Here is a 15,350-nt window from a genome sequence, read left to right as displayed (position 1 = left end):
AGTGGTTATACCGCATGAAGTCGGGCTTCTTTTTCGAGCTTTTTACGAATACGGTCGCGTTTTAAAGGCGATAAGTAATCGACAAATAACTTGCCATTCAAATGATCGAGTTCATGTTGAATGCAAATTGCGAGCAATCCTTCGGCAGTTAAGGAAAACGCTTCACCGTTTCGATCAAGGGCTTTCACCGTCACTTTGCTGGCGCGTTCCACTTTGGCATAAACGCCAGGAAACGATAAACACCCTTCTTCGTTAGCAAATAATCCGTCTTTTTCAGTAATCTCTGGATTAATAAAAACTAACGGTTCGCTCTGATCTTCACTACAATCAGCTAGAAAAAGGCGTTTATGCACATTGACTTGTGTTGCCGCAAGGCCTACACCATTAGAGTCGTACATAGTTTCGAACATCGCATCGATTGTATCGCGTAGACTATCATCTACACTAGTAACTGGTTCTGCGACGGTGCGTAAACGTTCGTCAGGGTATTTTAAAATAGTTAATTTAGTCATAACTCGTCATTCGCTAGTTTCATCTTGCCTAATTTTAACGTAATTTGGGGATGAAAACACGAGTTTACAACGGAGCTCAACATGACTACGTGGCGATTCCAAGCGATTGCGGTCATCGGTTTTTTGCTGGTTGCTCCAGCAACGGCCCTCGCAACCCAACAACAAGAGACCTCGGCTACCACAACAACGCGTGGTGACGTCATCCGTTTACGTGAAGATGCGCCGCAGGAATATGTGGTAAAAAAAGGCGATACCCTATGGGATATCTCCGCAATGTATCTTAACGACCCATGGCATTGGCCCGAATTATGGCGGGTCAATAGTGATATCGCTAATCCGCACTTAATTTATCCCGGTGATCGTTTGCTTCTTAGTTGGGTAAATGGACGTCCGCAGCTCAGTCGCAAGGTTACCAAAACACTTGACCCCGAAGGCAAGTTAGAGCCGAAAGGGAATCCAATCCCAACGTTCGACCGCGCCGCATTAGAGCCATTTTTAGATGGTCATCATATTGCGTTGCGTGGTGAAATTTCGCGGATGCCACAAATTGTTGGCGATAACCGTGGGGCACCACGAATTAACGGTATGGCGCCGGTTTTCATCAAGGGAAATGTTGAACTTGACCGCAAGTATCGCGTGTTTACGCAAGTGGATAGTTTCGGTGACCAAGTGCTGTTACGTGACGTCGCTGGCGTACGTGTAAATCTTCATCACGTGGATTTAATTGAAGGTGAGCTCATTAGTCCGGAGCGTGAAATTCGTCGCGGTGACGTTATTTTGCAGCCGCAAAACACCGATCTCCCTGACATCATTGTGCCGACCAACGGTGCGCCGGTCGATGGCCATGTCGTAGGTTCATTGAATGCGCGTAATAAGCACGGCAAGTACGATATGGTCGTACTCGATAAAGGCGCGGCCGACGGTGTAGAGATTGGTCAAATGTTCCAAGCGATTCGCCCTGGAGTTCGGGTGTTTATGGATGGCGAAAAGCCAGAGTTTGTGAATTTGTATAAGCCTTACGACGATATATCGAGAAAGTGGCGAGACACGCTTCGTCTACCCGATCAAGCGGGTGCAGAGCTGTTGATAGTGAAAACTTTCCCGAATATGAGTATGGCAATGGTCGTTGAAGCCCACGAATGGTTTGAGGTCGGCACTTATTTTGTCCCGAAAATTCTAACGACTAACGACTAACGACTAACGACTAATGAATCACACGCACAAGGAAGTGCTATGGAACCCTCTCTCGCAGAGCTTTTGGCGTTATCACGTCTGACTGCCGCTGATCGCAATCGTGTCCGTAAATTAGCGAGTTTCGCAAAGTGCCGAGCATTACTCGCTCCCTATCTGGATAGCTTACCGGAGCGCTACCTCGACCATCTTCAGCGCTGGTTAGCGGAGGGCGGTAGAGCAAGCCCCACGCGCTTTGTTGTGCATTGGTTTTCGTCCATGTACCCAGAACGTTTACGCAACATACATAATCCACCATTAGTGCTCTTTGTCGCTGGAAATATCGACTATTTAGCTGCACCTCAAATTGCTCTAGTGGGAAGCCGTGCCGCTAGCCATGAAGGACTAGTTGAGGCGGCCTATTTCGCGGAGCAACTCACCCGAGCAGGGCTACTTGTGAGTAGCGGGTTGGCGAAAGGAGTTGATCACTACGCCCATAAAGGCGCGTTAAAGGCTGGGCCGACGCTGGCTGTTTTAGCCACGGGGCCAGATATTGCAGCCCCGACTCAACATCGGCAGTTGCAACAACAAATTGAGCAGAGCGGCTTGTTGGTTTCCGAGTTCGCCCCCGGCATGTCGGCACAACGTGATCATTTTTCACGACGTAATCGTATTTTAAGTGGCCTAGCACTCGGCGTTCTTATTATCGAAGCGAAGTTGCAAAGCGGCTCATTGGTTACTGCGCGCTTGGCGTTAGAACATGACCGCTCATTGTTAGTGTTACCAGGTAGTATTTGGAACCCGCATCGGACAGGGAATTTGCAGCTATTACAGCAAGGTGCTGCATTGGTGGTAAAAGTTGATGACGTGTTCAACGAATTGAATTTGAAACGTCTGACCCCATATAGTGATGAGGGCAGTGCTAGCGCGGGTGAAAATAATTGCGACCGAAGCTTGGCAAACCCACAATTGTTGGCTAATGTGGGCTATGAGGCTACATCGATAGACACTATCGTAGCGCGCAGCGGACTACCGGTCGCTGTGGTTTCAGAGCAGTTAGTGTTATTAGAATTAGAAGGCCGAGTAGCTTCAGTCGCCGGTGGTTATATTAGAGTGGGGAGGCGCTAAAGATGTTTGATATCCTCATGTATCTGTTCGAGAACTTCATCCACTCGGATGTTGAGGTGGTGGTGAACCATGATGAGCTCACCGACGAACTCACGCGGGCGGGCTTCCGTCAGCAAGAGATTCACAAGGCGCTTGCGTGGTTAGAGCGTTTGGCCGACCTTCAGGACAGTCAAACCAAACCCTATCTTAATCGTTCTCAAAGCAGTGCGACACGAGTGTTTACGGCTGAAGAAACAGCGCGCTTGGATTGTGCAAGCCGCGGCTTCTTAATGTACCTCGAGAATCTAGGTGTCCTTGACTTTGCGACCCGCGAGATGGTCATGGATCGCGTTATGGAACTCGATATGCCAGAAGTGACACTAGACGATCTGAAGTGGGTGGTGTTGATGGTGCTATTCAATGTGCCAGGCTGTGAAGATGCCTACAATCAGATGGAAGGACTTTTGTTTGAGGAACCGGAAGGTCTCTTGCATTAAATGACCGACAACTTTCTTGAACCTCAACCACTGGGCGTTCCTTGCCCCCGGTGCCAGCGCGAACTGCAACTCAAAAAAGGCCGTTATGGCCTTTTTGTTGGTTGCAGTGGCTATCCAGACTGCGACTACATGACCTCCGCTGATTTTGACCCAGGTACAGATGTCCCTTGTCCGAATTGCGAAAAAGGCAAACTGGTACAGAAAACCAGTCGCTTCGGTCACTCTTTTTATGCTTGTGATGCGTATCCAGCATGTAAGTTTTCCGTTCCGCTGCCACCTGTGGCAGAATCATGCCCTACCTGTAACTATCCGTTGTTACTGCGCAAGAAAACCGCCGCTGGCGAACGTCTTATTTGCGGTAACGATGATTGCGATTACAAATCAGAGATGCGTTGAGTAGGAGAATGAAATGGACTGGCAAGCAGCAAAAGAGGCCTTTGCCAACGGGGAGTTGTTAGCGTACCCCACTGAGGCTGTGTTTGGTTTAGGCTGTGACCCGCGCAATGAACAAGCCGTAGTGAAACTTCTGGAACTCAAGCAAAGACCAATTGAGAAAGGTCTCATTTTACTCGCTGCTGATTACAGCCAGCTCGTGCCCTTTGTCGCTGATCTTAAAATTCCTCAAGATAAACGCTTTAGTGTGTTTTCCCATTGGCCAGGGCCAATTACGTTGCTGCTTCCGGCGGCACCGACGACACCCGACTGGCTTACTGGGGGTAGTGATAAAATCGCTGTGCGCGTGACCGCACACGAACCGGCCCGCCAGTTATGCCGAGCCCTAGGTAGTGCCATTGTGTCTACCAGCGCTAATTACTCCGGTGAGCCAGCATTAACCACAGCAGCTTCGGTACAGCATGCGTTTGCTGACCGAGTGGCGTGGGTGATGGATGAAGCCGTTGGCGGTGCAACGAGTCCATCGAAAATTATTGATCCGCTTACCAACCAAATTTATCGAGCTTAATGATGAGTCACCCGGCGTTAACAGAAGTCATCAGCTATTTACAGGGCCTCCAAGACCGTATTTGCCAAGCGCTTGAAACGGCCGATGGCGGTGCTACCTTCGCAGAAGAAAGCTGGCAACGTGAAGGCGGCGGTGGCGGTCGTTCCCGCGTATTACGGGATGGCGATGTACTGGAGCAGGGCGGTGTTGGCTTCTCGCACGTTTTTGGCGAACAGATGCCAGCTTCCGCGACTGCGCATCGGCCCGAGCTTGCTGGCCGAAACTTTAATGCCTGTGGGGTTAGTCTGGTAATGCATCCAAGTAATCCTTATGTGCCTACCAGTCACGCTAACGTGCGTTTCTTTATCGCGGAAAAAGACGGAGCTGAGCCCGTTTGGTGGTTTGGTGGCGGCTTTGACTTAACACCCTTCTATCCTTTTGATGAAGACATTAAGCACTGGCACCAAATAGCGAAGCAAGCGCTGGAGCCTTTTGGGTCTGACTTGTATCCAAAGTTCAAAGCGTGGTGTGACGACTACTTTTGGCTAAAGCATCGTGATGAGACGCGCGGCGTTGGCGGTTTATTTTTTGATGATCTCAACGACCGGCCATTTGAGGAGTGTTTCGCCATTATGCGAGCGGTGGGCGATGCTTATTTAGAGGCTTATCTCCCCATCATTGAACGCCGCAAATCGACCCCGTTTGGTGACCGCGAACGGCAATTTCAATTGTATCGCCGTGGACGCTATGTTGAATTTAATTTGGTCTGGGACCGCGGCACGTTGTTCGGTTTACAAACCGGTGGCCGCACCGAATCGATTTTAATGTCAATGCCACCGCTGGTGCGCTGGGAGTATGGCTACTCACCTGAGCCAGGCACCCCCGAAGCTCGGCTTTACGAGAATTATCTGCGCCCACGTGATTGGCTGAATGAGCTTTAGTCAGTGTTAATCATGTGATGCGCAAGGCGTGTAAACTGTTGCTTTAATTGCATATGCAGCAATGGATCGGCAACTTGCTCGTCAAGCACTTGATACATACATAACAACCACTGGTCACGCATGTCGATGTCAATGCGAAACGGTAGGTGACGCGCACGTAGCTGCGGGTGGCCGTATTTAGCTGTAAACAATTGTGGGCCGCCAAACCAGCCGCTGAGAAACTCGAAAAACTTTTGTCGAATCGAAGTTAGCGGCTGCGGGTGGAGTTCGAGTAGATCTTTGGCTCGTGGGTCGCTTTCCATAATATCGTAAAAGCGATCGGCCATGGCTCGTACCCCTTGTTCGCCACCAAGTTGTTGGTATTGTGAAGCAGGTTCGCTGGTTTTTTTACTTTTCAAGAATGACAACATAATGAAATTTACAGTCTTTGGTAATCCGATTGCACATAGTTTATCGCCGATAATACATCAACAGTTTGCTAAACAACTGCGTATCGAGCTTGAATACACGCGCAGTTTAGCATCGAAATTAGGTTTCGCAGAGGCGGTGGCGAAGTTTTTCCGTACTGGCGGTGCTGGTGCTAACGTGACTGTCCCTTTTAAAGCTACGGCAGCAAAATTGGTGACCCACCTAACCCCCCGTGCAGCGCGAGCCGGCGCTGTTAATACGCTGATCCCGTTGGGCCGCGGGCAGCTTGCCGGCGACACGACCGACGGCGAAGGATTGGTACGTGATCTGCAACGCTTGTTGAAAAGCGCTGATGTCTGTTGTGAGGTACTGATTATTGGCGCAGGTGGGGCGGCGAGCAGCGTGATTGAACCGCTGCAGCAGGTCGGCGCAACCATTGTCATGGCAAACCGAAGTAGTGCAAAGGTTACCGCGCTACAACAAGACTTTGGTGACTTGCAAGCCATGTCGTTTGCGGAGCTGTCAGCGCCACCGCCGACAGGCTCGAACAGTCGGCCCCGTATTATCATCAACGCCACCTCGGCTTCGTTAACAGGCACCGAGTTACCAATCCATCCTAATTGGTTTGCAGACAGCGCTTTAGCTTATGACATGATGTATGGAAGGGTGCCGACGCCGTTTTTGCGACAGGCGCAACAAGCTGGCGTCGAGCAGAGTGCGGACGGTTTAGGGATGTTAGTTGAGCAAGCGGCCTTAGCTTTTGCCTTATGGCATGATGGGCAGCTGCCGAACACGGAAGTCGTCTTACCGACTATACGTGCGGCGCTCGAACCTCGTTAATCACGGATTTGCAGCGTAGGGTTAAGATTCACTTCACCGCTTTGATCAACGGTTGCATATTCGCGGCTGCGTCGAACAACCGCTATCGGGCCATTCGCCATGTTACGAATGAACGCTAGTTCGAAGCCGAACTTACTGAGTTGATAAACGCCAAACTTTTGATCCATCGATAAACGTTGCCACCATTCTTTAGTGTCAAAATCGCCGCGCCGACGTTCTTGTGGCGTAGTCTCTATCGCGTCAGTTAGCGCAGGACTCATTGAATCTAACTCCATAACAAGATTACTCGTGTAACGTCACACCTTATCTTTCGACGACGGCGACGGACCAATTTATGCTTTGTCGCTTTGCCTATGAGAACTCTAATATGACGATGATCATAGAAAAGTTCAACCCTTAATTCTGATTACAAAATCATCTAATGACGCACTTCTATATGCGAAAAACATTCTAAAAATCTTTACTGGCGAGCTAGCAAAACCGACCACATGTGGTAGTCTTACTGTTCGGTTGGATAACACATCAACCTCAGCTTCATGAGATTCGTTATTCTTAATAGGTATGCGATTCGTGAAGCGAAAGATCAGTTTCCACAACTGACACACTATAAAAAAATAAAGCTGTCAGGGAATGTGAAGTCTAAAAATTCCCATATATACCAATAGGTTATAGCTCAAAGACATCGTACGGCCTCGCCGTTTATCACGATGGGATATCTTATTGTCAACAGACTTATCCACATGCTATCCACATTTTTCGCGAGGTCTGAAGTTCTATCGGAACTGGCGAGAACTTAGGGACTGTGGCATGCTTAGCGGCATCAATTAAACAGCTAAAAAGCATGTAAACTATGGCCGCAAAAGAATCGCCTCAGGTTCCCGAAAATCCTTTTATTCTCGTTGATGGGTCGTCGTACTTATTTCGTGCGTTTTACGCCCCTCCACACATCACGACAAGCGCTGGCGAGCCTACCGGAGCCATCTTCGGTGTGGTCAACATGCTACGCAGTTTGATTAAGAAGTATCACCCGTCGCACATGGCTGTGGTGTTCGATGCTAAGGGTAAAACCTTTCGCAATGACATGTATGAAGAATACAAGGCAAACCGCCCGCCGATGCCCGACGATCTACGTTCGCAAATTGCGCCGTTGCACGCGATAGTTAAAGCGCTGGGCTTACCGCTACTTTGCATCGATGAGGTTGAGGCCGACGATGTCATCGGTACATTAGCGCGGCAAGCCGGAGACCAAGGTCGCTTTACCTTGATCAGTACTGGCGACAAAGATATGGCGCAGTTGGTGAATGAGCACGTTATGCTTATTAATACCATGACGAATACTTTATTGGATGATGCAGGCGTCAAAGATAAGTTTGGTGTGGAACCAGGCCAGATCATCGATTACTTGGCTCTTATGGGCGATAGTTCAGACAATATTCCTGGTTTGCGAAAGGTCGGTGAAAAAACAGCACTAGCTATGCTACAAGGCATGCAGTCGATTGATGCGATGTATGATGCGCCAGAGAAGGTCGCTGAACTCGGTTTTCGCGGTGCTAAAACGATGCCGGAGAAGCTGCGAGAGCACAAAGATATCTTGCTGTTGTCACGTGAGCTCGCCACTATCAAGCTCGATGTTGACCTTGATGGGATAACGCCAGAGGCGCTGCAAATTCAGCCTGCCGACCGCGATAAACTTAGGGAACTCTATACTGAGTTAGAGTTTAAGCGCTGGTTAGATGAGCTGATGCAAGAAGGGCCTGTGACTGAGCAGTCGAGCGACAATCAAGATAACTCGAGTGCAGCGACGGTCAGCCACGATGATTACGACGTTGTGCTTGACGAAGAAGCTCTTGACGGTTGGTTGGCGAAACTTGAGAGCGCAGAGGTGTTTGCTTTCGACACTGAGACGACGAGTTTGAACTACATGGAAGCTGATTTAGTTGGCTTATCGTTTGCGTGTGAACCCGGAAAAGCCGCTTATGTGCCCGTTGCGCACGATTACCCGGGAGCGCCGGAGCAATTATCACGGGACTTGGTGCTGCAAAAACTCAAACCACTGTTGGAAAATGATAAAGCCACAAAAGTCGGCCAAAACTTAAAATACGATAGCCACATTCTGCGTCGCTATGGAATTAAGTTGGCGGGAATCAAAAACGACACCATGCTGGCCTCTTATGTGTTTAATAGTGTTGCATCACGGCATGATATGGACAGTCTAAGCTTACAACACTTAGGACATCGGCCAGTTTCCTTTGAAGACATCGCAGGCAAAGGTGCTAAACAGTTAACGTTTAATCAGATCGGTCTCGACGAAGCGGCACCTTATGCGGCGGAGGACGCGGATGTAACGCTGCGTCTGCACGAAAAATTATGGGCTGCGGTGAGCAAAGAAAAATCGCTCTTGAGTGTACTGACTGAAATTGAGCTGCCCTTATTACCTATTTTAGTGGATATGGAGCAGCGGGGTGTGCAAATTGACGCTCACTTACTGGCAAAGCAGAGCAATGAAATAGCACTAGAACTGGCGCAACTGGAAGAGCAGGCATACACCATCGCTGGCGAAGAATTTAACCTAGGTTCACCGAAACAGTTGCAAGCTATTCTTTTCGAAAAGCTTGAGTTACCGATTCGTAAGAAGACGCCCAAAGGCGCTCCGTCGACCGCCGAAGATGTGCTGCAAGAATTGGCGCTTGACTACCCGCTTCCCGACGTCATCATGAAGCATCGAGGCTTAAGCAAGCTGAAATCGACCTACACGGATAAATTACCAAAGATGGTTAACCCGCGTACCAGTCGCATTCATACTTCTTATCACCAAGCCGTTACTGCCACTGGGCGATTGTCGTCGAGCGATCCAAACCTGCAGAATATTCCAATTCGAACGGAAGCTGGGCGTCGCGTTCGTAAGGCGTTTACTGCCCCTGCGGGTTACCGCATCATGGCTATTGACTACAGTCAGATTGAGCTGCGTATTATGGCGCACTTGTCGCAAGACAAGAATTTGCTTGAGGCGTTCTCGAAAGGGCGTGATATCCACAAGGCAACCGCTTCAGAGGTTTTCGGTGTCGGGTTAGACGAGGTTACAAGTGAGCAACGTCGCCGCGCTAAAGCGGTCAACTTTGGGCTGATCTACGGCATGTCAGCGTTTGGTTTAGCTCGTCAACTCGATATACCGCGCAATGAAGCACAGCTCTATATGGACAAATATTTTGAGCGCTTCCCAGGCGTACAGGACTACATGGAACGGACGCGACAACAAGCTAAGCGCGACGGATTTGTTGAAACGTTATTCGGACGACGTCTGCATCTACCCGAAATTCGCGCTCAAAACGGCGCTCGCCGCAAAGCTGCGGAGCGCGCAGCAATCAATGCCCCAATGCAAGGTACTGCTGCCGACATCATAAAGTACGCGATGATCAAAGTAGCCGAATTTATGCGTAAAGAGGTGACCGAAGAACAGGCGTGGCTGATCATGCAAGTTCACGATGAATTGGTTTTTGAAGTAAAAGAAGAGCATGTAGAATCGTTGCAGAAGCAATTAGTCGATATCATGGAAGCCGCGGTCAAACTTGACGTGCCATTAATTGCCGAAGCTGGCGTTGGTGCTAATTGGGATGAGGCTCACTAAGGCGGTTTTGTTGGGATAAAAACTTTTTTTGGGAAATTTGGATTTTTTTTGAACTAATCAAAAAACAACCAGTCAGAATTAGTGAAAGGCGCATTAAACGAGTTTATTTGTTCCGTTTGCGAAGTCCTTTCAGAGATGTTCTCTCCCTGGATTGTAAGTTTTTTGCCCGGCCATGAGCCGGGCTTTTTCTTTTCTAGCGTTGCGCATTGAAAGGTTGGCGCTTGCGTTTATTCGCGATCCAAACACCACTCAGTATCGCCGCAAGTCCAAAACCTTGTTGAAGGAAAAACGGCTCGCCATCGAGAATACCAAGGATTAGGGCGACGATGGGGATGAGGTAAGTCACCGAACTTGTAAAGGTGGTATCGGTGAGTTTAACCACCGTATTGAAGATGACTAACGCCATTGCCGTACCAACAACTCCGAGAACCAGTATCGCACCCAACGGGAACCATAACTCGGGATGCGTAACTTGTGCGGCAAAGGGCGTCGCTACAAGCAGATAAATAAGCGCTGCTGGCGCAACTAAAAACAGCGAGACGCCGGTAATCGTTAAGGCTCCAAGGTCTGGAATATGGTGTTTGATCAGATTTAAATTCAAGCCATAACAGATAGTGGCGGCAATAATGAGTAGCCCATAGCGATTGAATTCGAAATTACCGCTCGCGGTTGCGGTGACTAAGAGTAACGTACCTATCAAGCCAATAATGACGCCGAACCACTGCTGCGTTAAGGCTGTTTGCTTGAACAGAATGACACCAATGATTAATGTGGCTAACGGCGTAAATGTATTCAGTACCCCAGTTACCCCTGAAGGTAATTCGGTTTGCGCAAACGCGAATAAGAAAGCTGGAATAAAGCTACCGACAAGGCCAACGCATATCAGCTTAAGCCAGTGATGTGGCTGCACGGTTTGGAAGCGCTTGAGAATAAACGGTAGCAAGACAAAACCAGCTGACGCGATACGAATCGCTGCTAATTGGTCGGGAGTAAAGCCAAGGAGCCCTTTTTTAATAAGCAGGAAGGAGCTCCCCCAGATGAGGGCGAGTAAGCCAAGAAGTAGCCAAGCCTTGAGCGGCGGTACTTCATTCGTCATTCTGCACTAACCATTCGGTTAGCTTGGCTTCAACTTGCGGCAGACCAAGCTTGCTTAGCGAGGAAAACATTTCGACGGTAACGTCACCACCAAAGACCAATACGGCTTCACGCGCCTTCAGCAAGGTTGACTTGCGGGGGCCGGGTTTGAGTTTGTCGGCTTTGGTAAGCAAAACCAGAACGGGAATCTCGGAGTCCGTTGCCCAATGCAGCAATTCTTGGTCAACATCGCGGAACGGATGACGAATATCCATGAGCAACACCAAACCACGCAGTGATTCACGTTTCTGTAAGTATTCACTTAACGCTTGCTGCCATTTTTCTTTGACCGCAATCGGAACCTTGGCATAGCCATACCCAGGTAAATCGATAAGGCGCTTACCAGGAAGAACCTCAAACACGTTTATCAACTGCGTGCGTCCAGGTGTTTTACTGGTTCGGGCAAGATTACGCTGACGTGTTAGCGTGTTGAGCGCACTCGACTTGCCCGCATTTGAGCGGCCAGCAAAGGCGATCTCGACACCGTCATCACTTGGTAATTGACGGATATCTGCTGCACTGGTGACAAACACCGTAGGTTGAAAGTTAAGGTTTGTTGATTCCATGAGTTCTAAGATGCTTTGAAGGAATGCTTATACTATCACGATTAGGCGTTTAATCCTTAGAAGTTTTGTGTAAAATAGCGACTGTTACAACATCCAGAGCAGAGATATCGATCATGAAAAAAATCGCATTGTTCGTTGGGCTGTACCTTGGTTTCACTGGCGCCGTGATGGCTGCTGAAGGTGATGCCGAAGCAGGCAAACAAAAATCACAGGTTTGTGCTGCATGCCATGGCCCGACTGGTAGCTCGCCTTCAGATATGTATCCAAAACTGAACGGGCAGCATGCTTCGTACATCGAGAAACAACTGCACGATTACAAACTTGCGGCCGAAACCGGTGGTGAGCAAGGCCGTGCCAATGCCATTATGCAAGGGCAGGTGGCCAACTTGAGTGAGCAAGACATTGCTGACTTAGCGGCGTACTTCGCAAGTCAAGATCCGATGCAAGGCACTGCACCGGAAGATGTGGTTGCTGCAGGCCAAGCGTTATACATGGGTGGTGATGAAGAACGCAAAATTGCCGCATGTGTAGCTTGTCATGGTCCACGTGGTGACGGTATGGGCTTAGCTAACTTCCCTGATGTTTCTGGGCAGCATGCTGCTTATTTGAAAACGCAATTGGAAATGTTCCGCAGCGGCGAGCGAGCGAATGACCTTAATGGCATGATGCAAGATGTTGCCGCGAAACTTACCGATAAAGACATCGAAGTGCTGTCGCAGTATATTCAAGGATTGTATTAATTTAGCGGCGTGCACAGCCTAGTTACCTAGAAAAGCAGCATATCGATGCTGCTTTTTTGTTTTTATGTTATCGAAAATGCGGATAAAGCCTTTAAAAACCAAGCTATAAACTTATAGGGTATAAAAAAAGCATTTTTTAGATCATAAAAATCATTGAATAAATATTTCGATTCAGTAGTCTGAATGCCATTCAAGATTTAGGGAATCGCTGCGAAAGCGTCACCCGACGGTTGCTAAGGCGACTTACAGTTTTAATCCAGGGAATAAGAATAGGCCAGGAGGCCATCTTTAACCAAGCAAACAATAACAATCATAATGCTCGGTTAATGCGCGACAAAATAACAATAATAATAAAAAACCTCACGGAAGTTATAATTAAGAACACGGATGAATTGACAACCGTTCTCGTGAATCGCACGTGCGCTGTGTGAGAAAGAGAGAATACCCTAGGCGATGCTTCGGCATCGCCTTTTTATTTTGTGCCGCTGTAAGTTAAACTACGCCTATCAATTCCATTGGAACCTCATCGTTTATGACCCGTAAAAAGAAAACGCGCAAAACTGGCCCACTCGCTGCGCCAAAGAAAGCCAAAGAAGAACTTAAGCGTAGTGCCCCAGAGCCGAGCAAGCACAAAGGGAAAGGCAAAAAGCCTGGCTCGCGCTTTAATGTTGCCACTACTAAAGCTTCGGCGACGAGTAAGGGCAGCCAAAGCAGCGCAGATCCGCGGTTTGGCAGTAAAAAGCCGATTCAACTGGTTAACGCAAGTACGCCGACTGATGCGACCACAGCTAAGCCGAGCTTTAATCGGGCGGCAGCAGAGGCGGAGTTGCAAGCACTTGAAAACGATCCGCGCTTGCAACAGCTCCTGAACGCAATCGAAGAGGGCGAAGATCTAAGCGCAGCCGACGAAGCGTATGTAGATGAGCGCACCGAACGTTTCGAGCAACTGGCCAAGCAACTGGGTCTGAGCCTTGACGAGGATGATGACGAGTGGGAGGACTTCGATGACTAATTTACCATGGTGGGGTTGGGCGGTACTGCTGATCGGCGTAATTATCATTGCGGTTTTAGCTTTCATCGCTGGGCGCATGTTAAGTCGACTACAAAGTCAAACTCAACGTCGAGATGAGGCGATCGGTAAACGTAACGAACGTTTGCATGAAAGTATCGTGACGATTGCAAAAGCAATGGACCAAGGACAATGCCCGTTGTCGGAAGGCGCACTTCGTTTAGTGGTTTTATTAGATTTGCCGGTAGAGCCGGAAAAAGTTGATTATGCCGAACGCTACAGTGGTCTACACACTATGTATGAGCGCATAAAGCACATGCCAACCCATGAGGCTCGCAAGCAGTATCCGAAAGCCGAAATTCGTAAAATGGACGACGAGCGTGAAGGCTATGAAAAAGAGCTGGAAGACGTCATTTTAAGTGACGTCCGCCAGCTACTGAAGGACTTTAGTTAAGGCTATCTTTATAAATCTTGCCGTCTTTCATAACGAGGTTTAGGTTGTTCAACGTGTCGATGTTCTCGAGTGGATTACCTGAGGTCGCAACGACATCGGCACGCTTGCCAACTTCAAGGGTACCAAAATCGTCGATGGCACCTAGCAAGGTCGCAGCTTCGTAGGTAGCAGCTTTGATCGCTTCCAGCGCTGGCATGCCAGCCTCAACCATATAACCAAATTCACGCGCGTTCTCACCATGATCAAACACGCCGGCGTCGGTGCCAAACGCGATTTTCACACCTTGTTTGTAAGCTTCGGCAAAGGTGCCTTGGATTTTAGGGCCAATAGCTTTTGCTTTCGGCACCACTAACTCAGGGAAGTACCCCGGGATTTTTGCCCGTTCGGCTACTGACTTGCCAGCCGTGATGGTTGGCACGTAGTAGACACCTTTTGCTTTCATGGCATCCATCACTTCTTGGTCCATATAGGTGCCATGCTCAATTGAGTGTACACCGGCCTTAATGGCTCGGAGCATGCCTTCTTTGCCATGCGCATGCACGGTAACTTTCATGCCATAATCGCGCGCTGTTGTCACGATGCCTTCAATTTCATCCATCATGAACTGTGGGTTTTGACCACTTTTGGCGACGCTAAGAACGCCACCGGTAACAGTTAATTTAATCAAGTCAGCGCCGTCTTGATAGCGGGCGCGCACTGCTTCGCGTGCCTCATAGGGGCCGTTGATAACGCCGTCAGCCGGTGTCGGTGAAGGATAGAGATCCTCCTTTGCGCCATTTGTAGGGTCGGCGTGACCACCTGTTGTGGCAATGGACTTGCCAGAAGTGAAGATACGTGGGCCTTCAACTTTACCGGCATTCACGGCGTTACGTAGCGCAATGCTGGCATTATAAGAGTCACCCAAGTCGCGCACGGTAGTGAAGCCGGCATGTAAGGTTTTCTTGGCGTAGTTTACCGAGTCAAGCGTGACGTCAGCAGCACTCTTGGTAAACTTGTGGATGTAGCTACCTTCCGCCATTTCCGAGGTAAGGTGGGTGTGCATGTCGATAAAACCAGGCATGACCGTGCCGCTGCGGCGGTCAATGACGTCATCGTTGGCGGTGGCTTGTTGAAAGCCATCAACGATTGCCTTGATGCGACCGTCAGCGACGACAATGGTTTGATCCTCGACCGGTGCTGCGCCCGTACCGTCAATTAGTTGTCCCGCATAAATGAGCGTGTCAGCGTAGGCAGCTGTGCTGGCTGCGAGCAAGCTCGCCGTTACTAAGGCAAGGGGCGTTTTGGTGATGCTCATGGGAATCCTCTGTTTGCTGCTGATGAAAACTTCACCTTACGCCTTTCCGCTCAATGATGGCAAGCCAAGTGCCTTGTAAATACCGCAGAAATCAGCACGGTTAACGCAAGGGG

At 49.1% G+C, this 15,350-nt stretch carries 17 protein-coding genes; 11 read left to right on the top strand and 6 right to left on the bottom strand.

Annotated features, from left to right (window positions below):
• Positions 1-5 precede the first annotated feature (5 nt).
• The gene (gene def, locus CWI70_RS08340) at positions 6-512 is read right to left on the bottom strand and encodes a peptide deformylase (RefSeq protein ID WP_126772206.1); all 507 of its coding nucleotides are present in this window, start codon (positions 510-512) and stop codon (positions 6-8) included.
• An 81-nt stretch (positions 513-593) separates the two neighbouring features.
• Between def and CWI70_RS08335 the strand changes: the two genes are divergently transcribed.
• The 6 genes from CWI70_RS08335 to hemF are packed head-to-tail and all read left to right on the top strand — an operon-like array spanning position 594 to position 5,167.
• Positions 594-1,706 carry a LysM peptidoglycan-binding domain-containing protein gene (locus CWI70_RS08335; protein WP_126772204.1) on the top strand — a complete coding sequence of 371 codons (1,113 nt, stop codon included), beginning with the start codon at positions 594-596 and terminating at the stop codon, positions 1,704-1,706.
• A 39-nt stretch (positions 1,707-1,745) separates the two neighbouring features.
• A complete protein-coding gene (dprA, locus tag CWI70_RS08330; RefSeq protein ID WP_126772202.1) occupies positions 1,746-2,810 on the top strand; it encodes a DNA-processing protein DprA in 1,065 nt (354 codons plus the stop codon).
• A gap of 2 nt (positions 2,811-2,812) precedes the next feature.
• A complete protein-coding gene (locus CWI70_RS08325) occupies positions 2,813-3,286 on the top strand; it encodes a DUF494 family protein (RefSeq protein WP_126772200.1) in 474 nt (157 codons plus the stop codon).
• Positions 3,287-3,682, top strand: a complete 396-nt coding sequence (locus CWI70_RS08320) for a DNA topoisomerase family protein (protein ID WP_126772198.1) — start codon at positions 3,287-3,289, stop codon at positions 3,680-3,682.
• Positions 3,683-3,695: 13 nt separating this feature from the next.
• Positions 3,696-4,247, top strand: coding sequence for an L-threonylcarbamoyladenylate synthase type 1 TsaC (gene tsaC, locus CWI70_RS08315; RefSeq protein ID WP_126772196.1), 552 nt, complete (start codon positions 3,696-3,698; stop codon positions 4,245-4,247).
• A gap of 2 nt (positions 4,248-4,249) precedes the next feature.
• Positions 4,250-5,167: an oxygen-dependent coproporphyrinogen oxidase gene (gene hemF, locus CWI70_RS08310; RefSeq protein WP_126772850.1), complete on the top strand. Its 918-nt coding sequence runs from the start codon at positions 4,250-4,252 to the stop codon at positions 5,165-5,167.
• Here hemF and CWI70_RS08305 read toward each other — a convergent pair.
• Complete coding sequence (locus tag CWI70_RS08305) at positions 5,164-5,577, bottom strand: group II truncated hemoglobin (protein WP_126772194.1); 414 nt, start codon at positions 5,575-5,577, stop codon at positions 5,164-5,166. The genes hemF and CWI70_RS08305 overlap by 4 nt on opposite strands.
• A 1-nt stretch (position 5,578) precedes the next feature.
• Here CWI70_RS08305 and aroE point away from each other — a divergent pair, with 1 nt between their 5' ends.
• Positions 5,579-6,415, top strand: coding sequence for a shikimate dehydrogenase (gene aroE, locus CWI70_RS08300; protein ID WP_126772192.1), 837 nt, complete (start codon positions 5,579-5,581; stop codon positions 6,413-6,415).
• Here aroE and CWI70_RS08295 read toward each other — a convergent pair.
• On the bottom strand, positions 6,412-6,690 hold the full coding sequence (locus tag CWI70_RS08295) for a hypothetical protein (RefSeq protein WP_126772190.1): 279 nt from the start codon (positions 6,688-6,690) through the stop codon (positions 6,412-6,414). The two genes, aroE and CWI70_RS08295, sit on opposite strands and share 4 nt — an antisense overlap.
• Positions 6,691-7,265: 575 nt before the next feature.
• On the opposite strand from CWI70_RS08295, the gene polA reads away from it, so the two are divergent.
• Positions 7,266-10,040, top strand: coding sequence for a DNA polymerase I (gene polA, locus CWI70_RS08290; protein WP_126772188.1), 2,775 nt, complete (start codon positions 7,266-7,268; stop codon positions 10,038-10,040).
• Between the two features lie 193 nt (positions 10,041-10,233).
• Here polA and CWI70_RS08285 read toward each other — a convergent pair whose 3' ends face one another.
• Both CWI70_RS08285 and yihA read right to left on the bottom strand, forming a co-directional pair.
• On the bottom strand, positions 10,234-11,136 hold the full coding sequence (locus CWI70_RS08285) for a DMT family transporter (protein WP_126772186.1): 903 nt from the start codon (positions 11,134-11,136) through the stop codon (positions 10,234-10,236).
• Positions 11,126-11,740 carry a ribosome biogenesis GTP-binding protein YihA/YsxC gene (gene yihA / locus CWI70_RS08280; protein WP_126772184.1) on the bottom strand — a complete coding sequence of 205 codons (615 nt, stop codon included), beginning with the start codon at positions 11,738-11,740 and terminating at the stop codon, positions 11,126-11,128. The genes CWI70_RS08285 and yihA overlap by 11 nt, the downstream gene beginning before the upstream one ends.
• 113 nt (positions 11,741-11,853) lie before the next feature.
• Between yihA and CWI70_RS08275 the strand changes: the two genes are divergently transcribed.
• The 3 genes from CWI70_RS08275 to CWI70_RS08265 all read left to right on the top strand — a co-directional run bounded on the left by CWI70_RS08275 (position 11,854) and on the right by CWI70_RS08265 (position 13,943).
• On the top strand, positions 11,854-12,480 hold the full coding sequence (locus tag CWI70_RS08275; protein ID WP_126772182.1) for a c-type cytochrome: 627 nt from the start codon (positions 11,854-11,856) through the stop codon (positions 12,478-12,480).
• 532 nt (positions 12,481-13,012) lie between these two features.
• A complete protein-coding gene (yihI, locus tag CWI70_RS08270; RefSeq protein ID WP_126772180.1) occupies positions 13,013-13,492 on the top strand; it encodes a Der GTPase-activating protein YihI in 480 nt (159 codons plus the stop codon).
• Positions 13,485-13,943 carry a DUF2489 domain-containing protein gene (locus CWI70_RS08265; RefSeq protein WP_126772178.1) on the top strand — a complete coding sequence of 153 codons (459 nt, stop codon included), beginning with the start codon at positions 13,485-13,487 and terminating at the stop codon, positions 13,941-13,943. The genes yihI and CWI70_RS08265 overlap by 8 nt, the downstream gene beginning before the upstream one ends.
• On the opposite strand, the gene CWI70_RS08260 is transcribed toward CWI70_RS08265, so the two are convergent.
• Positions 13,936-15,237: a metal-dependent hydrolase family protein gene (locus CWI70_RS08260; RefSeq protein ID WP_198677671.1), complete on the bottom strand. Its 1,302-nt coding sequence runs from the start codon at positions 15,235-15,237 to the stop codon at positions 13,936-13,938. The genes CWI70_RS08265 and CWI70_RS08260 overlap by 8 nt on opposite strands.
• Between the last annotated feature and the right edge of the window lie 113 nt (positions 15,238-15,350).

Origin of the sequence: Pseudidiomarina homiensis (assembly GCF_003987225.1) — a bacterium.
Lineage (GTDB): Bacteria > Pseudomonadota > Gammaproteobacteria > Enterobacterales > Alteromonadaceae > Pseudidiomarina > Pseudidiomarina homiensis.
The sequence above is the reverse complement of the archived record's forward strand: the minus strand, read 5'-3'. Positions and strand labels throughout refer to the sequence as shown.